The organism is Neokomagataea thailandica NBRC 106555, from assembly GCF_001598495.1.
GTDB lineage: Bacteria > Pseudomonadota > Alphaproteobacteria > Acetobacterales > Acetobacteraceae > Gluconobacter > Gluconobacter thailandicus_A.
Genome location: NZ_BCZB01000011.1, coordinates 1 through 24,562, shown reverse-complemented (window position 1 = coordinate 24,562; position 24,562 = coordinate 1). Strand labels below are relative to the sequence as shown.

Below are 24,562 nucleotides of genomic sequence, written 5' to 3'. Positions count from 1 at the left end.
GCTTCCTCACAAAAGCCCATCAGGCCGCATGGCGCATTCATCCAGCAATAATTGCTCTGCACGCTGCTCCTTGCGCTTTTGCTCGTCCTTTATACTTTCCTGCATATGCTCCACAACATGCAGCGCCGCGCGCGCCTCAAGCAAAGCCGCCCGCACACAATCACGATCAACTGCCACCTTCTGACGATATGCATCCGCATCTTGCACGGCTTTTTGTCCCAAAGGCAGCCATGCCCCAAACGCCTCAACAGCACGGTCATCTGACTGAGCATTCAGCGCAACGCTACGCTCCGTCACAATTCTTTGCTGCGCACTGACTAAAGCACTCTCAGCCTCTTGCTCATGCTGAATCACCTGCTGAAATGCTTGCTCCACCATGGCTAATTCATGTTTGCGCAAGCCATACAGCGCATTAAGGCTCGCCTGTTCCATCACTTCACTCGCTCACATCACCTAAAATCATTGCCAAACGCGTAAAAACATCATGCCCACCCTCATCTACAGGCTCCTGTTTTCCTTGCGTCAAAAATGCTGTCAAAGCAGGCATTAAGCGGATCGCCTCATCCGTTTCAGGCTCAGATCCCGCCTTATAAGCCCCCAGCCGAATCATATCAGCCATCCGTTCATAGCGCGCCATAATAGAACGTGCTTTTTTCACAAGCCCAGCATCCCGAGCCGATAAACAGCCCGAAGCCGCTCTCGACAACGATTTCGAAACATCAATCGCCGGGTACCGCCCCTGCTCACCAATCCGCCGATCTAACATCACATGACCATCCAAAATACCACGCACCGCATCAGCAACCGGCTCGTTATGATCATCACCCTCCACCAAAACAGTAAATAAAGCGGTAATCATGCCCTGCCCCGCATAACCCGGCCCTGCCCGCTCCAAAAGTTTTGGCAATTCTGCAAACACAGAGGGCGGATACCCCCGCGTGGCAGGCGGCTCCCCTGCGGATAAACCAATCTCGCGCAACGCCATGCAATAGCGCGTCACACTATCCATCAGCAGCAAAACAGACCGCCCTTGGTCACGAAAGTATTCGGCAATTGCCATGGCGGAGGTCGCCGCGTCACGCCGCATCAATGGCGGCATATCGGATGTAGCCACCACCACAACACTCCGCGCCAACCCTTCTGGCCCAAGGTCATCCTCAATAAATTCACGGACCTCACGCCCGCGCTCCCCCACCAAAGCAATCACGGCAACATCACAGGCCGTGCCACGCACCAACATCGACAGCAAAGAAGACTTCCCTACCCCCGAACCCGCAAAAAGCCCTAAGCGCTGCCCCTTCCGAGCCGTCACAAAAGCATCAAGCGCCCGCACCCCCAACGTCAGCCGCTCCCCTAAGCGCGCACGCTCAGCCGCATTCGGAGGCGCAGCCTTAATGTCTTGTCGCTTCCCCCCGGCAGGTAATGCCCCTTTCCCATCCATAGGCACACCCAAAGGGTTCACAACACGACCCAGCCAACCTGCATTCACTGATAATGCCGCCCCCGGCATACCCGATAACGGTAAGGAGGCCTCACACCCCGGGCCAATCCCATCTAACGCGCCAAAAGCCATCGTTCTGACATGCCCCTCCCAAAACCCAACAACTTCAGATTGTATTTTTTCGCCAGAGCGCGCCTCAACCGATAAACGGTCACCGATAGATAAAAGTGATTCGACCCCTTGAATACTCATACACAACCCAGAGATGTTTTTTACACGCCCCGCAGCTCGATCTGGATGACATATAGAAACTCTCTCGCGAATTTCCTGAAAAATACTATTTTTCATTATAAATCATGCTTTTAAATGGTTTTCTTGGCAAAATCTTCAGTCCAAAACACCTAACAAAAGGTGAACAAATACAAAAATAACGCTGAATTATGAAAAATTTGCGTCTTTCAGGTTTATTTTATCGACAAATACAACCTTAGGTAGTAAACAACTCCTTACCAAAGCAGGAGCTGACGAAATGCGTATCCTTCTTGTTGAGAGTAACCTGAACAGCGCAACACATCTTACGCACGCGCTACGGGCCACGTCCTATACCGTGGACCACACCATGCTCGGTGAAGAAGCCATTGAGATGTTGCGCCACTATGACTACGACGTCGTCGTGCTCGAACTCATGCTGCACGATATTGAAGGATATGACGTCATTCGCCGCATACGCGCAGCACGGATCAGCACCCCAATCCTGGTGCTTTCAACGCTGGTTCGCCCTCAAGCCAAAATCCGCGCTTTCTCTATGGGAGCGGATGATTACCTGACCAAACCACATGACGCTGGTGAATTAATCGCCCGCTTACAAGCCATTACCCGCCGTTCACGCGGCTTTGCAGAACCCCGCTTACGCATTGCCAATATCGAACTTGATCTCAACAGCAAAAGCGTCACCGTTAACGGAAATATGGTTCCTTTAACGGCAAAAGAATACGCTATTCTTGAACTACTCATTATCCGTAAGAATTCTGTTCTTACAAAAGATGCCTTCCTAAACCACCTCTATGGCGGCATTGATGAACCCGAAATGAAAATCATTGATGTCTTTATCTGTAAATTACGCCGTAAACTTCAAGCTGCCCATGCCGCCAACGTCATTTCTACAGTCTGGGGCCGTGGTTACATCCTTCGTGATGAGCCCAGCACACCCACCGCACTCCCCACATCTGTTGAGCACTCTCCCACCGCGCCTGCCCCAATACTATAAATCCGATAATGTTGCCCAAGCAGGCGCAATACTCACACCATGATTGACCGGCCCATTCCCTCGCCCCAATCCCGGCGCGGTGAGCAATGCCTCTTGCAGGTAACGAATTGCCCGCCGCACCGCAGCCTCTAACCCAGCACCTTGCGCCACACCAGTGGCAACAGCACTGGCCAAAGTACACCCCGTACCATGCGTATGACGCGTTTGCAGGCGCGGATGCCGGAAGATATGCTCCGTACCATCCGCCAAAACCAGCACATCCAGCAGTTCATCCGAGGCCACGCCAGCACTGACAGGCAAATGCCCTCCCTTTAACAAAACAGCCCCAGCGCCATCCGCCAAAAGAACATGGGCCGCCCGGCGCATCGTCTCCAAACCCGTGATCGTTACAGAGGTCAAGACTTCTGCTTCCGGGATATTCGGCGTGACCAACTGACAGCGCGGCAACAGCCGCTCCTTCACAGCCAATACCCCCTCCGATGTCATAAGAGACGCGCCACTCGTCGCAATCATCACAGGGTCAAGAACCAACGGTAAAGCCGGATAAGCCACCAACGTATCCGCAACAGCATGCACTGTAGCCGCCTGCCCCAGCATCCCAATTTTACAGCAATCCGCCCCAATATCCTGCAAAACAACGGAGATTTGCTGCCGCACAAACTCTACTGGCACAGCATGCACCCCATACACGCCACACGTATTTTGAGCGGTCAATGCGGTCACGGCACTCATGCCAAAACCACCCAACGCCGTAATAGCCTTCAGGTCAGCCTGTATCCCTGCACCACCACCGGAATCACTGCCCGCAATGCTCAAAACACGCCCCAACATACACACTACCCCGCCGTGAGATGCCGAATAGCCGCACAAGTATCATTTACCACCGCATCCACCAGAGCCTGATCTTCTGCCTCAACCATCACACGAATAAGAGGCTCCGTCCCACTGGCCCGCAGCACCAAACGACCGCGCCCCGCCAAACAAGAATCCGCCTGCGCCCGAAGTGTCTCCACTTCCGGACGATGAAGCGGATTGTCTCCCGTATAACGCACATTCTCTAAACGCTGTGGATAAGGCTTGAACACACGGCACACCTCACTCGCAGGCTTCTTCTGCTCAACACACACCGCCAGAACTTGCAGCGCAGCAATCAAACCATCACCCGTCGTGGCATAATCAGACAGCACCATATGGCCCGATTGTTCACCGCCCAGATTCGCGCCAATCTCACGCATACGCTCCACAACGTACCGGTCCCCAACCGCCGTACGCTGCAAGGTCAATCCGTTTGCTTCTAAGGCTTTTTCTAAGCCCAGATTAGACATAACCGTCGCCACAACGGATGTCCCCGCCAAGCGCCCCGTCTCTTTCCAAGACAACGCCATGAGACCCAAAATCTGGTCCCCATCAACCACGGCGCCCGTCTCATCCACAATCAGCAAACGGTCCGCATCACCATCCAGCGCAATACCTACATCCGCGTCATGCTCGCGCACAGCTTCAGACAAAGTTTCAGGATGCGTTGAGCCAACACCATTATTGATGTTTACACCATCTGGGTCACAGCCAATGCGTACAATCTCAGCGCCCAACTCCCACAGAGCCTTCGGCGCCACGCGGTAAGCAGAGCCATGCGCACAATCAACCACGATTTTCAGACCATCCAGACGCAGCCCACGCGGGAAAGAGGCCTTCGCATTTTCAATGTAACGTCCCGCCGCATCGTTCAAACGCGATGCACGGCCAACATCTTCCGGCGCAGCCAAGCGATCCGTCAGATCCTGCCCCATCATGGTTTCAATTTCGATTTCAGCTTCGTCCGACAGTTTAAAACCATCTGGCCCGAACAGCTTAATGCCGTTATCCGTAAACGGATTATGTGAGGCCGAAATCATCACCCCCACATCCGCCCGCAACGAACGCGTCAGCATCGCAATCGCAGGCGTTGGCAATGGCCCAACAAGCGTTACGTCCATGCCCGCAGATAAGAAACCCGCCACCAACGCACATTCAATCATATAGCCCGATAAGCGCGTATCTTTCCCTAAGACAACATTATGACGACGCTGGCTATTGCTCCGGAAATACAAACCAGCTGCCTGCCCCAGTTTCTGAGCAATTTCTACCGTCATCGGAGCGGTATTCGCCTTACCCCGAATACCATCTGTCCCAAAGAATTTGCGCTTACTGGCCATGTCTTTTGTCTTTCTGCGTCATACACCCGTTCTCAGGGCTCTTAGAGCGGTTTGCGGTCCATTAAAAGTAGCACACAGGCTAATCTTTCACTGAAGATGCGCGCTAAAGCGGTCTCTCTCGTCTTTTAAACATGTTCTGCACACTCCCGCTTAAAGAACTCCCATTTTTTCTGAAGAAAAGAAGCAGAAGCCTTTTAAAAATATACAAGCCTATCTGCCGGGACATTCCCCTTGTGCTGCAAACTTCAACGCAACTGATGTTTTTTCGTTCACGCGAGCACCTATCGCGCCATACCTGATAGCCCCGATCGTAACGCCCGCTCCAACTCCCTTCTTAAAAAATCAGGTTTTTGCTTCTTTTTCGAACACAAAAAAGCCCCGCCGGCACAGGCCAACGGGGCTTTCCTTATCTCAGCACAAGCAAAGGCCGCTTATCCAGCTTGTGCAGCCGGATCAAACGCCCCCGGACGTGCCGTTGGCACAGATGCACGGCGGTTATTCGGCAATTGATCCGCATCTTCCACGCGTTCAATCGCCTCACCACGCACAACCTTGCCCACTTCATCACCATTGAGCGTTTCATATTCCAGCATTGCGGCCGTCAAACGGTGCAACTCTTCAATATGAGACAACAGCAAATGCTTGGCCTGCGCATAAGCCGTATCAATCAGCGCCTTGATTTCCGTATCAATATCACGCGCCGTTTGCTCAGACACATTCTTGTTCTGCGCGACCGAATGCCCAAGGAACACTTCCTGACCATTATCACCATAAGCAATCATGCCCAAACGATCACTCATGCCCCACTCAGTCACCATACGGCGCGCCAGATCCGTCGCACTCTTAATGTCACCAGATGCACCAGCACTGACATCTTCCGGGCCAAAGATAATTTCTTCCGCAACACGGCCCCCCATAGCGATGACCAGTCGGGCCAAGCACCACTTGCGGCTGTAAGAGATGTTATCCTTTTCCGGTAGCGTCATGACCAAGCCCAAAGCCCGACCACGCGGCACAATCGTTGCCTTGTGGATAGGGTCGGAACCCGGCGTGTACAGCGCACAAATCGCATGCCCTGCTTCATGATATGCTGTGGAACGCTTTTCATCTTCCGTCAAAATCATGGAGCGGCGTTCTGCCCCCATCATGACCTTGTCTTTCGCTTCCTCAAACTGGGCCATACCTACTGTACGACGGCCCTGACGTGCGGCCATCAAAGCCGCTTCGTTCACGAGGTTCGACAAATCAGCACCAGAGAAACCGGGCGTACCACGTGCCAGCGTTTTCGGGTCCACGTCTGAAGACAATGGAACCTTCTTCATATGCACCTGAAGAATCTTCTCACGCCCACCAACATCAGGGTTCGGCACTACCACCTGACGGTCAAAACGACCGGGGCGCAGCAATGCCGGGTCAAGAACATCCGGGCGGTTCGTCGCAGCAATCAGGATCACCCCTTCATTGCTTTCAAAACCATCCATCTCAACCAGCATCTGATTCAGCGTCTGCTCACGTTCGTCATTACCACCGCCGAGGCCCGCACCACGATGACGGCCTACCGCGTCAATCTCATCGATGAAGATAATGCACGGCGCAGCTTTTTTGCCTTGCTCGAACATGTCACGCACACGCGACGCACCAACACCCACGAACATTTCTACGAAGTCAGAGCCTGAAATCGTAAAGAATGGAACATTTGCTTCACCCGCGATCGAACGCGCCAGCAACGTCTTACCCGTACCCGGAGGGCCGACCAAAAGTGCGCCCTTCGGAATTTTACCGCCCAAACGGGTAAATTTCTGTGGGTCTTTCAGAAATTCAACAATTTCTTCCAGTTCGCTCTTGGCTTCATCAATCCCGGCAACATCCGCAAAAGTCACACGGCCGGTCTTTTCCGTCAGCATCTTCGCGCGGGACTTACCAAAGCCCATAGCGCGGCCGCCACCAGCCTGCATCTGGCGGAACATGAGCACGCTAAAGCCTAGGATCAGCAGGATCGGACCATAAGACAGCAGATAATGAAGGATCGGGTTTTCACCGCTCTCCTGAGGTTTCGCTGTGACTTCAACACCAGCATTCGTCAAACGTGAAATCATATCACGGTCAAACGGCGCGTAGGTTTCAAAAGCCGTACCATTTGTCAGCGTACCGCTAACGTTCTGCTCCTGAATCAGGACGGAGCGAACCTGGTGGCTCTCGACATCATGAATGAAGTCAGAATAAGCAATCTGTTGAGTAGCGTGCTGCCCGCCGCCTGACTGAAGAGCTGTAAGCCCCAGCATCAGGACCAAGAGGATCACGACCCAGATCGCGACGTTACGGCCTAGATTATTCATGTCGTTCTCTGTCATCTTCGGGAACCATCATCACGCTAGAACCCCAGCGTGAACATTCCCCCAATGGTGTTAACATAGGCTCTTCCGCTCATGTTCCCACCCCATAAAGCACCTTAAAATAGCTTTATGGCACTTTTTTGCCGGATATTTTTATGTAATGGGGCCACCAGAAGACCAGATCAACGCCAAATCACCACCACACCACACCGGCACACGCAGCAAGCAATCCCCCCGATACAGCCCCGGCAAAACACGTAATGCTGCGGAAGGCATCCCTAAATGCCGCGCATCAAAACGCGCTGCATGATCCCCCAGCTTGGCAATATAAAGCCCTGCCACAGCGCCATCCGCCTCCTCTGGCGCACTACTCTCCGGCACAATCCACCGGCCATCCCACAATACACCAGATACAGCCGGTACAGCCCCAGCAACGGCACGCTCTTCACGGAACATAATGATCCCATCCCCAAAACGCCCAGCACGCCTCAGAACAACACCACCCAACGTCCCTTCCCCACGCGTAACAAGACGCTCCACCGCATCTCGCGCTGGCCGGTACGCTCCGCCTGCCACCATACGAATCAATTCCGCTAAAAGCTGCGCCATCAACTCCCGGCTGCCAATGCTGTCTAACAGCACATGGCACCACCCAGCCGGATGCCATACAACAGAACGCGCCATACACACCGCCAAACTCTGCGCGTACGCAACATTCACACTCTGCGACTCACGCTGAAGCATGCGCGCTTCCTCACGCATCCCACCCGTCAAATCTTGCCGCCAGCGCACGCGCTCAAAGCGCCTATTTTGATTGGAAGGGTCTTCCACCCATGGCAAAGATTCAGCCCGCAATGTCGCCCGCATACGCTCCGGCGGGAACGATAAAAGAGGCCGCAGCACGCGCACTCTACCCCGCAAAACTTCTGCCGCCATCCCTCGCAGACCAACACTAACAGGCGCCGCTCCCACACGCTCCCGACGCATCCATATCGTTTCATCTTGATCATGCTGATGATGCCCCAACACCACATCAACACAGCCCCGCTCCACACAAGCAGCCTCTAAAGCGGCAAAACGTGCCGCCCGCGCGCGCTCCTGCACACGACCTGATGGAAAAGGAGCAAGCCGCAACACCTGCGCCTCAATGCCCATCTTCCCTAATCGTTCCTCTGTCAAAGCGGCTTCCGCCGCCGCTTCAACGCGCAGTCCGTGATCCACCACAAACGCCACAACATGCCGCCGCCAGCGCCGCATCAACCACGCAAGCGCCATGGAATCCGCTCCACCAGATACGGCGACAGCCATTGGGGCTTCAGGAACATCCGGCAAAAATGGCCCCAAAGCCTCCATACACACCGCAAATTCGCGGGCAGAAATCCGGCCATCCATCACGTACTTAGTGGCAGGCAGCACGACCACGGAACGTTGCCATAGCCGCTTTCACACGCGCTTCTGGAGACGGGAATTCTGCCTTCAATTTATCCAGAGCCTGACAGGCTGAAGCTTTATCCCCCAGCGCGATTAAAGACGCTGCCACACCCAACAAAGAGTCCTGCGCTTTAGCCGATTTCGGCAACTTTCCATACGCATCGTAATACGCCACAGCCGAATCACGATATTGCTTTTGCCCCGCCAAAGACTGAGCAAGCAGGAACTGAGCATCCATGCGCCCCTGCACAGATTTTGCCGTCTTTACCGCAAATCGTGCATCGCTTTCTGCCTCGGTATAATGTCCTGCACGCAGCGCCGCATTACCGAGATGTAGTGCTTCCAAAGCCGTTTTAGGCGTAGCATCCGATGCGGGGGCAGGATCTGCTTTTGGCGTCACCACGGCAGATGAAGCCGTACTCGTTGCAGCCCCTGCAACAGCGCCACTCGCAGCGCCCGCACCATTTTGCGCGGCAAATTGCATGTCTGAAATCTGCTTCGAGAGCGTCTCTTGCGTCGTTTTCAACGTGTTGGACAACTGATCCACCTCACCACGCATCTGGCGGTTTTGCTCCTCCAAAGCAGACACACGCTGCAAAAGCTGAGCCGTCAGATCACCACTCACACCCCCCGCCGTCACACTTGGCGCAGTCCCTGACGCCGTTGGCGGAGACAAAGAGGCTGCATTCTGAACTTGCGACAATTGCTGACGTAACGCCGCAACCTGATTTTGCAGCGCAATCGCTTCACGTGAGGACATAACATCCCCTGCATCAGGCGCATCCTGCGCCGCAGCCCAAGGCGACACACACATAAGAGCACCCGCTAACAGCAGCGACCGCCACGAGAAAAACTGAACCAAGAGCCCCTCCACACCACATCGTGTTTTCGTCAAAAGATCATTACACATAAAAATACGTAAAAACTGGTCCGAAATCAGGCGCGGAGCAATGCCTTCCTGACAAAAAAGAGGCCGAGGGATCACTCCCCCGGCCTCTTTTTAACGCATAAACAGCGTAAAACGATTACTTAACAGACGTAATTGCGTTACGGTTTTGCGTCCATGATGCATCATCGTCACCATCAGCTGTTGGGCGATCCTTACCGTAAGAGATCGTGCTGATACGCGAAGCGCTCACACCCTTGGCCACCAAATAATCACGTGCGGCATTCGCACGGCGCTGGCCCAGAGCAATGTTGTATTCTTCCGTGCCACGGTCATCACAGTTACCAGCAAGCTGGATTGTGACCTGTGGGTACTTCGCCAACCAAGCCACTTGCTTGTCCAACGTTGCGCGTGCTTCATCCGTCAACTGAGAGTAATTGAGCGGGAAGAAAACGCGGTCACCCACATTTGCAACCAAGTCAGCTTCGCTGCCCGGAACTGGACCGGCTTCCGGTGCGACGGCTGCCGTTGCAGCACCTGTCGCGTTACCAGCATTGGTATTGCCATCAGAACACGCAGCGAGAACAAGCGCCAAACCCAGCGCACCAAAGACCTTGAACTTCATGTTTCTCAAATCCTGAGAGCGGCCCCAGATATGGGACCATTAAGAGCGACTAAAATCGCGGAAAGCGGGACCACGTCTCCCTTCCCTGATAACCCGACTGCAATGCCTGCCGCCGTACTATCCACTGTAAAAAACGTTGGTCACAAACGCCCATACTCATGACTCAAATCAACGGTCAAGCACTGTTATTGCGGCAAAACGATTCCCACGGCACATGCTATGCTAAACACATGACACGACGATGAAAATGTCTCTTTATTGTCACAGATCACCCCCTGAAAACTGCCGTTTTCTGAGCAATCACACAGAATATCACCCGAGTAACATGCACCCACTGCGGAGCTGCTCCGCAGTGGGTCCATAGCGGGATTTCCTAAAAGATCCCGCCCAACATCTTAAACGACTCTTTAACCATTCAACGGAGACCATGCTGGGTCAGAGGCTCCCGTGCCCGTGTGCAACAGGCGCTCATTAAACCCAGTGATATCAATCGTACCAATCCCGGAGGAGAAACCCGCACCTCCAGCCCCCGAAGCCGTCTGACGGCAGAAAGCTAAAACACGACCATTCGGGCAGAAAGTCGGCGACTCAACCGTGAAACCCTTGGTCAAAATACGCTCGCCCGTACCATCTGGATTCATCACGCCCAGAGAGAAGCCACCACCGCCAATACGCGTAAACGCGATCAAGTCACCGCGTGGTGACCATACCGGTGATCCATACTGGCCCGAACCATACGAAATACGCTGCGCCCCACCGCCAGAAGCACTCATGACGTAAAGCTGCGGGCTACCACCACGATCTGACGTAAAGACGATCTGTTTGCCATCGGGGCTAAAGCATGGGCTTGTATCAATCGCTCCGCCAGAATTGGTCAGCTGACGCTTCCCGCCAGAGGCCAAATCCACAGCATAAAGGTCTGAACCACTCCCACGCGTAGCAGAAAGCACAACCTGCTGCCCATCCGGCGCAAAACGTGGCGCAAACGAAATACCATCAAACGCACCAAGCACTTGCTGACGGCCAGAACCCAAGTCGAACAGATACACACGCGGGCGGTTATTCGCGTAAGACATAAATGCAATTTGATCACGCACCGGATTAAAGCGCGGCGTCAATGTCAGCCACTGCCCACCCGTCAGCATGCGCTGGTTGTAGCCGTCCTGATCCATCAGAGCCAAACGCGTGATCTGATGACGACGCGGCCCCGTGCGCGCAATATAAGCGATACGAGTATCAAAATACCCCTTCTCACCCAACATGCGCTCATAAATCACATCAGCAATAATGTGTGCGATGCGCCGCCAATTCAGTTGAGACGCCGTATACGCCGTGCCCTGTAATTGCTGACCAGCAACCACATCCCACAAACGCATTTCCACACGAACGCTATCACTGCCAATCGCCTGGCCCGCAACAGCAGCACGGACGCCCTGTGCCTTCAGCCCGGCAAAATCAGGCGTGGAACCCGGCGGCACACTGCCATCCATCACCTTAAACAGACCCGTGCTGCTCAAATCAGAGGCAATAACCCCCGAAATCTGCGCACCCAACCCCGCACCAAAACTCGGCACCACAATGGGGATCGGCGCTTGTCGCGCTTGATCCACCGTAATCTCAGCTTCACCCGGTGCCGCAGCACTTTGCGCGAAAGCCGCTAATGGAGAGACCATCAGCCCCCCTGCCGTTGCGGCTAAAACCTTACGGCGGGAGAAAACAGCACTCAGTGTCTCAGCGTCACGATCAGACAGGAAGGACATTCAGGTTACCCTTCAAAAATTATGGTCGGAACACAAAACGCAACTCATGCGTCTTGCCCAACAAGTTTCCAGGAATAGGAAGATGTGCACAGGTCGGGCTTAACACCGCATCCCGTGCCCGTTCAGCCAACACACGATAAGACGGATCACTCGCCGCACGCGCCGCCGTTTCTGGCGCAAAACGTGCCAAGCGCGCTTCACCCTGCGCATCAATGGTGACGATCATATGCGCCGTGAAACTGGCATAGTTCCGCGCTTCCGTATCTTCCGTATAACAACGGCGTACGGACGCACCTATGGCCTTCTGATCACCAAGGCTAAGCGCCTTCGTGATGTCACCATTCGGCACCCCACCACCATCTGGCGCTCCACCTTGCGGCGGGTTCGCCCGTGCATGCGCTGCATGTGTCTGCTTTTGATCCGCCCGGAAGCTGTCCAGCGTCGCTAAAAGCGAATGACTATCCGGCTGCGCATTCTTCGTCGGATGATCCTGCGTGATATGCGAGAATTTCGGCGTATCAGGCAGCGTATCCACCTTCTGCGTCTGCGGTGATGGCGGTGACACCATCTTCGACTCTGAGGGAGGCGATGGACGCGGCGGAGCAGCAGGCGTCGGGGATGGCTCCGGCGTCGTGACCTTTGGCGGCAGCTTCAGAGGCGGCAACGGCGTGGGCTTGCTCTCCGGCGGGGGGGGCACAGCCTGCGGCGGCGGAGGGGGCGGCGGTGGCTCCTCCGTTGGCGCCTTTTCTGGCGGTGTCGGCGCGGGGGGCGCATCATTACGAACCGGAGCCGGCGCAGGGGCTGGCTTCGGTGCCGGATGATCCGCTTTTATAGGATGCGTCGGTGGGCCTGCCGGTTCAAACTGCATCTCAACCGCCGGTGGTTCCGGCGGCTCAGGGGGTTTGGAAAACGGGATCGTCACCAACAAATACACGATCAGAGCGCCATGCGCCCCAACCGAAGCCAGAAGCGCGCCGCGAAAACGCCGGCGATCCGAGCGGCGGGAAAAAGCCACCGGGTAGGCTCCTTTTAAGGACCGCTCTGCGGCTGCTGAGCCAACAACGCCACATGCGTAAACCCGCCAGACGTAATTTGCCCCATGACCTGCATGACACGGCCATAATCAATGTGCGCATCACCGCGCACAAAAATACGGTGATTCGGGTCATCCTGCGCCAGTACTTTCAACTGCGCCACAAGCTGATCCCCCGATACAGCATCATCACCCAAATAAATGGAGCCATCCCCACGGAGAGAAACCGTAATCGGTTTCGTATCCGCATTCACAGGGCTGGCATCCGTCTTGGGCAAATCAACATTCACACCACTGGTCATCATCGGCGCCGTCACCATAAAGATGATGAGCAACACCAGCATGACATCCACCAAAGGTGTGACGTTAATTTCAGATGACGCGCGATTCCGCCTCCGGCCTCCTCTGCGCGCACCTCCTCCTGCGGACATGCCCATGGTTCAGCTCTTCCCTTCTGAACGCTCTTCAGACTGGCGGGACAGAATGGCCGCGAACTCTGTGCCAAACGCATCCATACGGTCAGAAAAACGATCCAATGCCGCGCCCGTCACGTTATACGCTACATAAGCGGGAATAGCCGTTACGAGACCAATAGCCGTTGCAAAAAGCGCCTCGGAAATACCGGGTGCCACAACGGAAAGATTCGTATTGTGCATCGCGGCAATGGACCCAAAGGCATGCATAATGCCCCATACCGTCCCGAACAGCCCGACAAACGGTGCAACGGGGCCAATCGTTGCCAAGAACACCAAGCGCGCACCCAATCGGTCATTCTCACGGCCAACCGTAATGCTAATCGCACGGTCCACACGGTCCTTCACGCCACCATGCACCAAATCAATGCCGGTAATACGCGCAGAACGGCGCCACTCACCCATCGCTGCACCGAAAACAGCCGCTAAAGGATGTGTCGGACGCGCACCATCAGATTCGTACAGTTCGTCTAAAGAACCACCGGACCAAAAGCGGTCTTCAAAGGCCGTAGCCTCACGGTTCACACGGCGCAGCAAGAAAAACTTCTCCGCAATAATCGCCCAGACACCGGCGCTGCACAGGATCAGCCCGATCATCACCAATTTGACGACGATGGAAGCGTGCAGAAACAAGTCTAACGGCGATAGTCCAGCCGCACCGACCGCTCCTAGCGCGCTCGAAGTCACGTCATGATCCACAATATTCTCCTGTCCTGATCCGGCATTGTTTTTACGGGTCAGAACCTTCCATGACACTTAAGGCGGAAACAGAAAAGTGGGTCAGTGCTCTCCCGCTTCCAATTTTCGTATAGCGTCACACCAATGTGGCGGAATTCGAGCAGGTTTAAGCGTATCCATTTCAATACACGCTAATTCTACGTCCAAAATAACGGCTTGCTCTTCCAAGCGTTCCGCATTGCGGATTGTTTGCTGCAACTTCAAGCGCGCGGGCGTTAACGCGACCAAAGCCGTTTCCACTTCCATCACATCTTCTAGGCGCAAAGGCGTACGGTAACGCACCCCAACCTGCCGCACGACGAATCCAATCCCATCCGATTTGAGCAAATCCGTCACCGCCGCGTTGGCCGAGCGCATGGCTTCACTCCGGGCGCGTTCCGCAAAAGCTAGATAACGGGCGTGATAAACAATCCCCCCAGCATCCGTATCTTCATAATACACGCGAAACTGTATTTTATGCGTCGCCATCGGATTACTCCGTCACAGATTAAATAATGATCGTTTTCTGGATTTACTACGTGAGAGGTTTGACTGTTCCTTTTTGCAAAAAAGAACCAAAAAACTCTTATCCATTAGGGGACGAAGCCTTGTAACCAACACCGCACCCCAACCTGCAAAAGTCTTTTTGCTTCTTTTTCTTCAGAAGAAGAACACTCCCTCACCCGATCAAGGGTCGGAAGAAGTGTGGTCCAAAGGCGATAACAGATCAACCGCATCTGACGGCGCATGCCCTTCCGGCGGTGTCAGCCCCAAATGCTTCCAACCGGGCGCACCCAACATACGGCCACGCGCTGTCCGCAGCACCATGCCTTCCTGAATCAAATACGGCTCGATCACATCTTCCAGCGTGTCCCGTGCTTCAGCCAACCCTGCGGCGACGGTTTCCACACCGACTGGACCACCTCGATGATGCTCAGCGATTCGCATCAAATACCGTCGATCCATCGCGTCCAAACCGCGTGCATCCACTTCCAAACGAGACAAAGCCGCATCCGCCAACGCACGATCAATCACCGGCTTACCCGCAACAAGCGCAAAGTCACGCACACGCCGCAGCAAACGCCCCGCAATACGCGGTGTCCCACGAGAGCGTAGAGCAATTTCTTCCGCCGCCTCATGCTGAAGCTGCATACCCAGCTTTAAAGCACCACGAGAGACAATCGCCCGCAATTCATCAGGTGTATAAAAAACCAAGCGCAACGGAATACCAAAGCGGTCACGCAATGGCGTTGCCAGAAGCCCCGCCCTCGTCGTCGCGGCCACAAGCGTAAAGGGCGCCAGATCAATACGAACCGACCGCGCCGCCGGACCATCCCCAATGATGAGATCCAACTGGAAATCTTCCATCGCAGGATAAAGGATTTCTTCAATCGCGGGCTGAAGGCGATGGATTTCATCAATGAACAACACATCACGCGGCTGCAAATTGGTGAGAATCGCCGCTAGATCCCCCGCGCGCTGAATGACCGGACCAGAGGTTGCACGGAACCCCACACCCAACTCACGCGACACAATCTGCGCCAAGGTCGTTTTGCCAAGGCCCGGAGGGCCATGCAGCAGCACATGATCCAGCGCCTCACTGCGCGCCCGTGCGGCTTCTATGAAGACAGAAAGATTTTCACGGCTCGCCTTCTGCCCGGTAAAATCCGCAAGGCTTTCAGGCCGAATACCACCCTCATTGAGATCATCCGGCTGCTTAGCCGCATCGGTCGGGCGCATATCGCTCATCGTGCCAAATCCTTAAGGCTCAACCGAATCACAAGATCCAAACTCGCCCCGTCATGCTCCGCCAGAACTTTCTTCACCACGGGCCATGCCTCTGCACGGCGGAAACCAAGTCCCGCTAACGCCAAAAGCGCATCACCCTCCAGCCCCGTTTCCGCAGCAGAAGTCACAACACCGCCAGAGGCCGCAATCGTAGCGGCTCCGACCGGCATTTTAGCAATTTTGTTTTTAAGCTCGCTCAAAATACGGTCCGCCAAGCGCGGCCCGACACCCGCCGCACGGGTTAAAGATCCACGGTCCCCGGCATTAATCGCCAAGAACACATCCCCCGGCGCGTTCGAAGACAGAATGGCCAAAGCAACCTTGGCGCCGACGCCCTGCACCGTGGTCAACAAGCGGAACCACTCTTGCTCCTCAGCAGTCGCAAAACCATAGAGCAAAATGGCGTCTTCACGCACCACCGTCTCAATCAGAAACCGCGCCACTGAAGGCGGCATCGGCACCGAAGCCAGCGTCCGCGTTGAGGCCGAAACCACATACCCCACACCGTTCACATCCACGATGCAGCGTTCACCCTCAATCTGGCCAACAAGCCCGGTTAACTGACCGATCACGCCATGCGCCTCCCTTGCGCCACTTGCAATGCACTGGCCCGATGATGCGCATGGCAAATCGCCACGGCCAACGCGTCCGAAGCATCGGCTTTATAAATTTCTGCACCGGGCAAAAGACGCTTAATCATCATCGTGACCTGCTCTTTACTCGCAGACCCCGTGCCCACCACAGATTTTTTAACCTTCATGGCCCCATATTCCGCTACAGGCAGCCCTTCATAGGCCGGGGTTAACAGCGCAACGCCACGCGCATAACCCAGCTTCAATGTGGAGGCCCCATTGCGGTTTACATAGGTTTCTTCTACCGCAGCTTCCGCCGGGGCATATTCACGGATCAAGGCCTGCAAACGCCCATGCAGTTCACACAAACGCAGCGGCACCGATTCCGCGCCATCCGTACCAATCACCCCGGACGCCACATGACGCAGACGGTTCCCGTCCACATCAATAATACCCCAGCCCATAAAGCGTAGGCCGGGGTCGATCCCCATAATGCGGATCAAGCGGAGAGCGCCTCTGCGACATCATCTGGCAGGTCAAAATTCGCGTACACCGCCTGAACGTCATCATTATCGTCCAGCACGTCGATAAGCTTCAGAACACTGCGTGCCTTTTCCTCATCCAAAGAAATCGTATTCTCAGGACGCCAATCCAGCTTAGCTGATTTCGGCTCACCGAAACGCGCTTCCAACGCATCACGGACCGCAAACAAATCTTCCATGGCACAGGTCACTTCATGACCTTCATCCGTCGTCACAGCATTATCTGCACCGGCCTCAATCGCAGCTTCCAGCATATCATCTTCAGACGCCACATCCTTGGCATAGGATACAACACCCAAACGCTGGAACATGAAGGATACCGAGTTAGATTCCCCCATAGACCCGCCATGCTTTGAGAACGCAGCGCGCACTTCACCAGCCGTACGGTTGCGATTATCCGTCAAACCTTCAACGATGATCGCCACACCAGCCGGGCCATAGCCCTCATAGCGAACTTCTACGTAATCCTCACCACCCGCTGCACCAGATGCCTTCTTGATCGCGCGTTCAACGTTATCTTTCGGCATATTGACTTCACGTGCGGCAGAAAGAGCCGCACGCAAACGCGGGTTGGACGATGGGTCAGGCAGGCCCGAACGCACAGCAACTGTAATTTCACGCAGAACCTTAGCAAATTGCTTTGCACGTTTTGCGTCCTGCGCACCCTTACGGTGCATAATGTTCTTAAATTGTGAATGACCAGCCATGCCTGCCTGTTCCCTCTCATGCGGAGGTGAGACCGGGGCTAACCCTTCAGAGCCTTACCCTGAACCCCGGCAGGAACTTAACGTTCCTGCACCTCCCCTTCGGTTTATCAACAACACAGGAGGCATCACGCCTCCTGCAATAACGGAGCAATGCCCCGCACAATTAGTCCCTAGTATCGCTTAGGCCAGCTTGCCGTGGCAATGCTTGAACTTCACACCAGACCCACACGGACAATTTGCATTCCGCGCCACCGTCTCACGCCACATACGCAGCGTCTGTTCATCCGGCTCACCAGCCTCTGCCTGTGGAGCAGACATTTCTGGTACTGTCGGATAAGCAGGCGGTTCAGCAACGGTCTGAATCCGTGACATCGTCTGCGTTACACGGATACGCATATCATCCAGCATATGCGTAAACATCTGGAAGGCTTCTTGCTTGTACTCATTCAGCGGATCACGCTGACCATACGCACGCAAGCCAATGCCTTGGCGCAACTGGTCCAGACCATGCAAATGCTCTTTCCACACGGCATCGAATGTTGTGAGCACAACCTGCTTTTCGACCAGACGCATGAGGTCAGGCCCCATATTTGCAGCACGTGCAGCCTGCGCCTTCTCCGTTTCTGCTTCAATGCGCTCAATGACGACGTCAACATCAACGCCGTCTTCTTTTGCCCAATCAAGCAGCGGCAATTCAAGGTTCAGAACGCGAATAACCTCTTTAGACAACCCCTCCATATCCCACGCTTCAGGGAAGGATTTTTCAGGGATATGCGCGTGTACCAGTTCCACTACTGTCTCGTTACGGAACTCGGTTACAACCGTAGAAAGGTCATCCTGCGCCATATATTCACGGCGCTGCGCGTACACTTCTTTACGCTGATCGTTCATCACGTCATCGTATTTCAGTGTGTTTTTACGCATATCAAAGTTACGCGCTTCAACGCGCTTCTGCGCCGTTTCAATGCCCTTATTCATCCACGGATGAACAATGGCCTCGCCTTCCTTCAGACCCATTTTCTGCATCAGGCCACCCATACGGTCGCCTGAGAAAATACGGATCAGATCATCTTCCAAAGATAGGAAGAAGCGTGAATTACCCGGATCACCCTGACGGCCCGCACGACCACGCAACTGATTATCCACACGGCGGCTTTCATGGCGCTCCGTACCGATAACGTACAAACCACCAGACGACATCACCGCTTCATGGCCCTTGGCCACTTCTTGCTGAATACGCTCAGCAATCTGGTTCAGCTCAGCCTCATCCTCTACACCCACACCGGCAGCATGGATCATCATATCCGTATTGCCGCCCAGCTTAATATCCGTCCCACGGCCCGCCATGTTTGTCGCGATCGTAATCGCACCCGGCGCACCTGCCTGCGCCACAATGCTGGCTTCTTTTTCGTGGTGACGTGCATTGAGCACGCTATGCTTGATCTTACGCTTGTTCAGCAGCTCTGACAGGTACTCGCTCTTCTCAATAGAGGTCGTCCCCACCAAGATCGGCTGCCCCTTTGCGTGAACTTCTTCAATCAAGTTCGCAACAGCATCGTATTTTTCAACGGCAGTCAGATACACTTCATCATCAGTATCTTGACGGCGGATCGCACGGTTCGTCGGGATTTCTACAACCGTTAGATTATAAATTTCCGCAAACTCATCCGCTTCCGTCATGGCCGTACCGGTCATGCCAGACAGCTTCGGGTAAAGACGGAAATAGTTCTGGAAGGTAATAGAAGCCAGCGTCTGGTTTTCTTGCTGGATTTCCACCCCTTCTTTTGCTTCCAGCGCCTGATGCAAACCGTCTGAATAACGACGGCCATCCATCATACGACCGGTAAACTCATCAATGATGACCACCTTACCGTCGCGAACAATGTAATCCACATCCCGCGTAAACAAGGTATGCGCACGCAAAGACTGCTGAACGTGATGCACCACTGCGACGTTATGAATGTCGTACAGGCCTCCTTCCGGCATCACCCCAGAATCACGCAACAACGTTTCAACTGAGTCTGACCCCGTTTCGGTCAGCGTAACATTCTTCTGCTTTTCGTCTTTATCAAACGCATCCGGCACCTGCACCAAACGCGCCACAACGGCATCCACTGAACGATACAGATCGGAGCTATCTTCCGCCGGACCAGAAATGATCAACGGCGTGCGCGCTTCATCGATCAAAATGCTGTCCACCTCATCCACAATCGCGTGGTTGAACGGACGCTGCACCATATCGTTGAGGGAATACTTCATATTATCGCGCAGATAATCGAAGCCGAATTCGTTATTCGTCCCGTAAGTGATATCACACGCATAAGCCGCGCGGCGCTCATCATCCGACAAATTGGGAATAATAACGCCCGTCGTCAGCCCCAAGAAGCTGTACAGAACGGACATTTCTTCCGCATCACGGCTAGCCAGATAGTCGTTCACCGTCACAACGTGAACGCCCTTACCTGTCAGCGCGTTGAGATAAACCGCCAGTGTTCCCACCAACGTCTTACCTTCACCCGTACGCATTTCAGCAATACGGCCATCATTAAGAACCATGCCGCCAATCAGCTGCACGTCAAAATGGCGCTTGCCTAAAACACGGCGTGACGCTTCACGGCAAACGGCAAAAGCTTCTGGCAGGAGCGCATCAAGCGTTTCCCCCTTAGCAATCCGCTCACGGAACACAGTCGTGCGCTGACGCAACTCGTCATCAGAGAGGGGCTGAACCGATGCTTCAAGCGCGTTAATTTCAGGCACACGGCGCTGATACGCCTTGAGCATACGATCATTAGCGGAGCCGAAGACGGCGCGGGCGAGGCGTGCGAACATGCTGAACCTTGAATGCCGGGGCCTGAATCACTCCTCCATTTCCGACCGAAACGAAGGCACAACCCAAGCTAAATCTGTTTTCACGTCGTGTCGGAAATAGGACCCGGACCGCCTCTGGTCAATGCAGAGCAGCCCAAAACCCACCGGAAACACACTTATTGTTCCATTCAACACGACAAAAAACGTCACCGATAGCCCCTTTTCTCTTCCATGTGACCAAATAGTAACAGATGACACCCTTGCGAGGACGCGCGGGCTTTGTCATGGTGCTGCCCTGTTATTCATCCTCACTTCATATTGGTTCGAGGTATTTTCATGCGGCTTAACCGCTCTCTTCTCGCCGGTGCAACGCTCCTCACGGCTGCGTCGTTCGCTTTTTCCCCTGCACATGCTGCTCCAGCAGCTGCACCTGCTCCGGCCGCTGCGCCAGCAACACCGCCGAGCCCAACCATGGTCATCGCTACGGTTAACGGCCAGAAAATTACACTTGGTGATGTTCAACACGCCGCATCCAGCCTGCCACCACAAGCACGCCAGCTTCAGCCTTCCGTGCTGATTCCTCTGCTAGTGAACCAACTGGTCGACCAAAAAGCGATCCAAATCGCGGCTGACAAAGAAGGCCTGCAAAACAAGCCAGACGTGAAGGCATCCATGGACGCCGCAGCAAATGGCGCCCTGCAAAATGCGTATCTGGAAGAAAAAGTCGCTCCGCAGGTTTCTGAAGCCTCGCTGCACGACTACTACCAAACGCATTACGCAAACCAAAAGCCTGAGCAAGAAGTCCATGCTCGCCACATCCTCGTGGAAACCGAGGCACAGGCGAAGGACATCATCAAGCAACTCAACCACGGCGCTGACTTCGGTAAGCTGGCCGCTCAACTCTCCAAGGACAAGGGCTCAGCAGGCGCAAATGGTGGTGACCTGGGTTGGTTCAAGAAAGGTGACATGCTGCCAGCATTCGCTGACGCTGCATTCTCCATGAAGGCTAACACCATTTCCCAAACGCCAGTGCACACACAGTACGGCTACCACGTCATTCAGGTTCTAGGCTCACGCACAGCACCTGTCCCAACATTTGAGCAACTTCATGACCAAATCCGTCAAGAAGTGATCCGCGCGAAGGTGCGTGATGTTGTGCAGCAAGCTGAATCTCAAGTAAAAGTGGTCCACTTTGATGCGCAGGGCAAGCCCATCACGGCAGCGCCTGCTCCGGCTGCTCCTGCTCAAAAGTAATCACCACTCGACTTAAGGTACATCATGGCCACGCCGATCACCGTCTCCCCGCTCGCCCGTCCCCTTCCGGACCTTGCAACGGTGCCCGGTGTGCGCCTCTCAGCTATTGCGGCTGGCATTCGTTATGCTGGCCGTACAGATCTGATGCTGGCAGAATTTGTTCCCGGAACAATCGCTGCCGGCGTGTACACAAAAAATCAGTGCCCCGGCGCACCGATCGAATGGTGCCGTGAAGCTCTCAAAACCCCGACAGCACGCGCCCTGCTCGTTAATGCTGGGAATGCAAATGTCTTCACCGGCCGCGCTGGCCGCCAAACAGTCGAAGACTGCGCAACCGCACTCGCAGCACAACTTTCCTGCCCAAAAGATGAGATTTTCTTGGCGTCCACCGGCGTCATTGGGGAAGTCCTGCCGCCAGAGCGCATTATAAACGCCCTGCCCGCAGCACAAGCTGGCCTGTCCGATGCGCATTGGGCCCAAGCCGCCCGCGCCATCATGACGACGGACACCTTCCCTAAAGCCGCCCGCCGCGATATCACGATTAGCGGCACCCCCGTCCGCATTCAGGGCATTGCCAAGGGCTCCGGCATGATCGCACCAGACATGGCCACCATGCTGGCCTATGTCGTCACGGATGCAAGTCTGCCGCAAGACGTTCTGCAAACATTACTCACCCGCTTTTGCCAAAAAAGCTTCAACGCGATTACTGTCGATTCGGATACGTCAACATCCGACATGCTGATGGCTTTCGCTACGCAACAGGCACCTCACGCGGCGATCACAGATGCCGATGCTCCAGCGCTCGAGAGCTTCCGCACCGCTTTGCAAGAGATTCTTCAAGAACTCGCACTGCTCGTCGTGCGTGATGGCGAGGGCGCGACAAAACAAATTCGCATCGATGTCACCAGCGCTGTGTCTGACATATCTGCCCACAAAATTGCGCTCAGCGTTGCAAACTCTCCCTTGGTAAAAACCGCCATTGCTGGGGAAGATGCCAATTGGGGGCGCGTTGTCATGGCCGTCGGCAAAAGCGGAGAACCCGCAGACCGTGACCTACTCGCGATAGCCATGGGTGGCGTCTGGATTGCGAAGGAAGGCAGTGTCGTCACCGATTATGACGAAACACCCGTCGTCGCACATATGAAGGGGCAGGACATCGACATCACCGTTGATCTCGGCCTCGGCACAGGAACAGCCACCGTCTGGACGTGTGACCTAACTCATGGCTACATCGACATTAACGGCTCATATCGCAGCTAAAACACACCGCACTGAACCACAGTTTTTTCAGTGCGTTTGTACACAAGAACGGGAGCGGGGGTTGCTTCGCTCCTCATCTGATTCTAGCACAAACCGTGTTCCAGCATCGTGGAACGGACGGGTATAGAGGAAAACGAATCATGGCTTCTCAAACGCATGTCGTTGTTCTCGGGGGCGGCGTCGCAGGCCTTGAGGCGGCATCTTCACTCAGCAAGCAAAACGGCCTTGCTGTCACATTAGTAGACCGTAGCCCGGTTCATTATTGGAAACCCGCCCTCCACGAATTTGCGGCTGGCACCATGCGCCATGACGGGAACTGCGTTCCCTTCGCTGAAACAGCAGCAAAAAACGGTTTCTCCTTCGTGCAGAGCACACCAAGCGCCGTTGACCGTGATGCTCACACCGTCACCCTCGAAAATGGTACTACCTTGCCTTACAGCAAGCTTGTCGTTGCCCTTGGCTCCAGTGCCAATGATTTTGGCATTCCCGGCATCGTAGACCACTGCCGCTTCCTAGACAGCCTCGACGATGCTGACGCACTCTACGCAGCCTTCCGCGAAGCCGCTCAAACCGCCCGCGCAAATGGTAAGAAGCTGACCCTCGGCATCGTTGGCGGCGGCGCAACCGGCGTGCAACTTGCCGCAGAACTCTGCAAATCCCTGGATAAAGCCCCAGGTTTCGGCCCCGATGCACGACGTAACCTGCTGGATGCTGTCCTGATTGAAACAGGCCCACGCATTCTTCCGGCTTTCCCTGAAAATGTTTCCGCTGAATCCGCTCGTGAGCTTGAGAAAATTGGCTTCTCAGTTCGCACTGGCGCAATGGTCGTTAGCGCTGATGAAACGGGCTTTGCTCTCAAATCTGGCGAACACATCCCTTGTGACCTGCGCGTCTGGGCTGCCGGCGTACGCGCTTCCGCAGCGACGGCTCTTTTAGAAGGTCTCGAACGTGGCCGCTCCGGCCAACTCAGCGTCACCCCGACGCTGCAAACCACACAAGACCCAGACATCTTTGCCGTTGGCGATTGCTCACGCATTGATTCAGCACCCTTAGCGCCAACCGCACAAGTTGCACGCCAGCAAGGTGAATACCTCGCCCGTGCCGTGCCACAGATCATTGCTGGTGGCACACCACAACCCTTCGCCTATCATGATCGCGGTGCCGTTGTTGCACTGGGCGATTATAACGGCTGGGGCATGTTTGACCCACAACGCGGCTTTGGCGGCGGTATTCTGAGTGGTCGTTTCGCACGCTTCATCCATGAAGGCCTCTACCGCCAGCACCAAGCAGGCGTTACAGGCATCGGCAAAGCGATTAGTGAAACACTGCGTGAACGCTTCTCACCGGCCCGCCCTGATCTCGGCGGCTAATAGAGCCCTTCGGTAAGGTGGACATTCTTCACAGAAGGGCTCACCTTACCGTTACTATGAAGACTCGTAACACGCCCCCCTCAGATGCCTCCCCATTCCT

Annotated in this window: 22 protein-coding genes; 4 read left to right on the top strand and 18 right to left on the bottom strand. The window is 54.8% G+C overall.

Going from position 1 to position 24,562, the window contains the following annotated elements; genetic code table 11:
• Window positions 1-6: 6 nt before the first annotated feature.
• Both NTH01S_RS05130 and fliI read right to left on the bottom strand, forming a co-directional pair.
• Window positions 7-435, bottom strand: coding sequence for a flagellar export protein FliJ (locus tag NTH01S_RS05130; protein ID WP_157070871.1), 429 nt, complete (start codon window positions 433-435; stop codon window positions 7-9).
• Between the two features lies 1 nt (window position 436).
• Window positions 437-1,789, bottom strand: coding sequence for a flagellar protein export ATPase FliI (gene fliI, locus NTH01S_RS05125; RefSeq protein ID WP_068170481.1), 1,353 nt, complete (start codon window positions 1,787-1,789; stop codon window positions 437-439).
• Window positions 1,790-1,970: 181 nt separating this feature from the next.
• Here fliI and NTH01S_RS05120 point away from each other — a divergent pair, with 181 nt between their 5' ends.
• Window positions 1,971-2,708 carry a response regulator transcription factor gene (locus NTH01S_RS05120; RefSeq protein ID WP_068170479.1) on the top strand — a complete coding sequence of 246 codons (738 nt, stop codon included), beginning with the start codon at window positions 1,971-1,973 and terminating at the stop codon, window positions 2,706-2,708.
• Here NTH01S_RS05120 and thiD read toward each other — a convergent pair.
• From thiD to secA, 16 genes are all read right to left on the bottom strand, one after another.
• On the bottom strand, window positions 2,703-3,539 hold the full coding sequence (gene thiD / locus NTH01S_RS05115; protein WP_068170477.1) for a bifunctional hydroxymethylpyrimidine kinase/phosphomethylpyrimidine kinase: 837 nt from the start codon (window positions 3,537-3,539) through the stop codon (window positions 2,703-2,705). The two genes, NTH01S_RS05120 and thiD, sit on opposite strands and share 6 nt — an antisense overlap.
• A 5-nt stretch (window positions 3,540-3,544) precedes the next feature.
• Entirely contained in the window at window positions 3,545-4,903 is a 1,359-nt protein-coding gene (gene glmM, locus NTH01S_RS05110; protein ID WP_068170475.1) for a phosphoglucosamine mutase, read from the bottom strand.
• Between the two features lie 431 nt (window positions 4,904-5,334).
• Entirely contained in the window at window positions 5,335-7,239 is a 1,905-nt protein-coding gene (gene ftsH, locus NTH01S_RS05105; RefSeq protein ID WP_068170473.1) for an ATP-dependent zinc metalloprotease FtsH, read from the bottom strand.
• A 150-nt stretch (window positions 7,240-7,389) separates the two neighbouring features.
• Window positions 7,390-8,658, bottom strand: coding sequence for a tRNA lysidine(34) synthetase TilS (gene tilS / locus NTH01S_RS05100; RefSeq protein ID WP_245642191.1), 1,269 nt, complete (start codon window positions 8,656-8,658; stop codon window positions 7,390-7,392).
• The gene (locus tag NTH01S_RS05095; RefSeq protein ID WP_068170540.1) at window positions 8,636-9,481 is read right to left on the bottom strand and encodes a tetratricopeptide repeat protein; all 846 of its coding nucleotides are present in this window, start codon (window positions 9,479-9,481) and stop codon (window positions 8,636-8,638) included. The genes tilS and NTH01S_RS05095 overlap by 23 nt, the downstream gene beginning before the upstream one ends.
• Window positions 9,482-9,692: 211 nt before the next feature.
• Window positions 9,693-10,178 carry a peptidoglycan-associated lipoprotein Pal gene (gene pal / locus NTH01S_RS05090; protein WP_068170470.1) on the bottom strand — a complete coding sequence of 162 codons (486 nt, stop codon included), beginning with the start codon at window positions 10,176-10,178 and terminating at the stop codon, window positions 9,693-9,695.
• 407 nt (window positions 10,179-10,585) lie between these two features.
• Window positions 10,586-11,938 (bottom strand): Tol-Pal system beta propeller repeat protein TolB, encoded by a 1,353-nt coding sequence (gene tolB, locus NTH01S_RS05085; RefSeq protein WP_068170466.1) that lies wholly within the window; start codon window positions 11,936-11,938, stop codon window positions 10,586-10,588.
• 19 nt (window positions 11,939-11,957) lie between these two features.
• The gene (locus NTH01S_RS05080) at window positions 11,958-12,953 is read right to left on the bottom strand and encodes an energy transducer TonB (RefSeq protein ID WP_068170463.1); all 996 of its coding nucleotides are present in this window, start codon (window positions 12,951-12,953) and stop codon (window positions 11,958-11,960) included.
• Between the two features lie 14 nt (window positions 12,954-12,967).
• The gene (tolR, locus tag NTH01S_RS05075; RefSeq protein WP_068170460.1) at window positions 12,968-13,408 is read right to left on the bottom strand and encodes a protein TolR; all 441 of its coding nucleotides are present in this window, start codon (window positions 13,406-13,408) and stop codon (window positions 12,968-12,970) included.
• 3 nt (window positions 13,409-13,411) lie between these two features.
• Window positions 13,412-14,143, bottom strand: a complete 732-nt coding sequence (gene tolQ, locus NTH01S_RS05070; protein WP_068170537.1) for a protein TolQ — start codon at window positions 14,141-14,143, stop codon at window positions 13,412-13,414.
• An 81-nt stretch (window positions 14,144-14,224) separates the two neighbouring features.
• Window positions 14,225-14,650 carry a tol-pal system-associated acyl-CoA thioesterase gene (ybgC, locus tag NTH01S_RS05065; RefSeq protein ID WP_068170458.1) on the bottom strand — a complete coding sequence of 142 codons (426 nt, stop codon included), beginning with the start codon at window positions 14,648-14,650 and terminating at the stop codon, window positions 14,225-14,227.
• Between the two features lie 198 nt (window positions 14,651-14,848).
• A complete protein-coding gene (ruvB, locus tag NTH01S_RS05060; protein ID WP_068170457.1) occupies window positions 14,849-15,910 on the bottom strand; it encodes a Holliday junction branch migration DNA helicase RuvB in 1,062 nt (353 codons plus the stop codon).
• Complete coding sequence (ruvA, locus tag NTH01S_RS05055) at window positions 15,907-16,521, bottom strand: Holliday junction branch migration protein RuvA (RefSeq protein WP_068170454.1); 615 nt, start codon at window positions 16,519-16,521, stop codon at window positions 15,907-15,909. The genes ruvB and ruvA overlap by 4 nt, the downstream gene beginning before the upstream one ends.
• Window positions 16,518-17,024 carry a crossover junction endodeoxyribonuclease RuvC gene (gene ruvC / locus NTH01S_RS05050; RefSeq protein WP_068170451.1) on the bottom strand — a complete coding sequence of 169 codons (507 nt, stop codon included), beginning with the start codon at window positions 17,022-17,024 and terminating at the stop codon, window positions 16,518-16,520. The genes ruvA and ruvC overlap by 4 nt, the downstream gene beginning before the upstream one ends.
• On the bottom strand, window positions 17,021-17,770 hold the full coding sequence (locus NTH01S_RS05045) for a YebC/PmpR family DNA-binding transcriptional regulator (RefSeq protein WP_068170448.1): 750 nt from the start codon (window positions 17,768-17,770) through the stop codon (window positions 17,021-17,023). The genes ruvC and NTH01S_RS05045 overlap by 4 nt, the downstream gene beginning before the upstream one ends.
• 180 nt (window positions 17,771-17,950) lie before the next feature.
• A complete protein-coding gene (gene secA, locus NTH01S_RS05040) occupies window positions 17,951-20,599 on the bottom strand; it encodes a preprotein translocase subunit SecA (RefSeq protein ID WP_068170446.1) in 2,649 nt (882 codons plus the stop codon).
• Window positions 20,600-20,914: 315 nt separating this feature from the next.
• Here secA and NTH01S_RS05035 point away from each other — a divergent pair, with 315 nt between their 5' ends.
• The 3 genes from NTH01S_RS05035 to NTH01S_RS05025 all read left to right on the top strand — a co-directional run bounded on the left by NTH01S_RS05035 (window position 20,915) and on the right by NTH01S_RS05025 (window position 24,462).
• Window positions 20,915-21,832 (top strand): peptidylprolyl isomerase, encoded by a 918-nt coding sequence (locus NTH01S_RS05035; RefSeq protein WP_068170430.1) that lies wholly within the window; start codon window positions 20,915-20,917, stop codon window positions 21,830-21,832.
• A gap of 24 nt (window positions 21,833-21,856) precedes the next feature.
• The gene (gene argJ / locus NTH01S_RS05030) at window positions 21,857-23,092 is read left to right on the top strand and encodes a bifunctional glutamate N-acetyltransferase/amino-acid acetyltransferase ArgJ (protein WP_068170427.1); all 1,236 of its coding nucleotides are present in this window, start codon (window positions 21,857-21,859) and stop codon (window positions 23,090-23,092) included.
• A 140-nt stretch (window positions 23,093-23,232) separates the two neighbouring features.
• Entirely contained in the window at window positions 23,233-24,462 is a 1,230-nt protein-coding gene (locus NTH01S_RS05025) for an NAD(P)/FAD-dependent oxidoreductase (protein WP_068170424.1), read from the top strand.
• The last annotated feature ends 100 nt before the right edge of the window (window positions 24,463-24,562 follow it).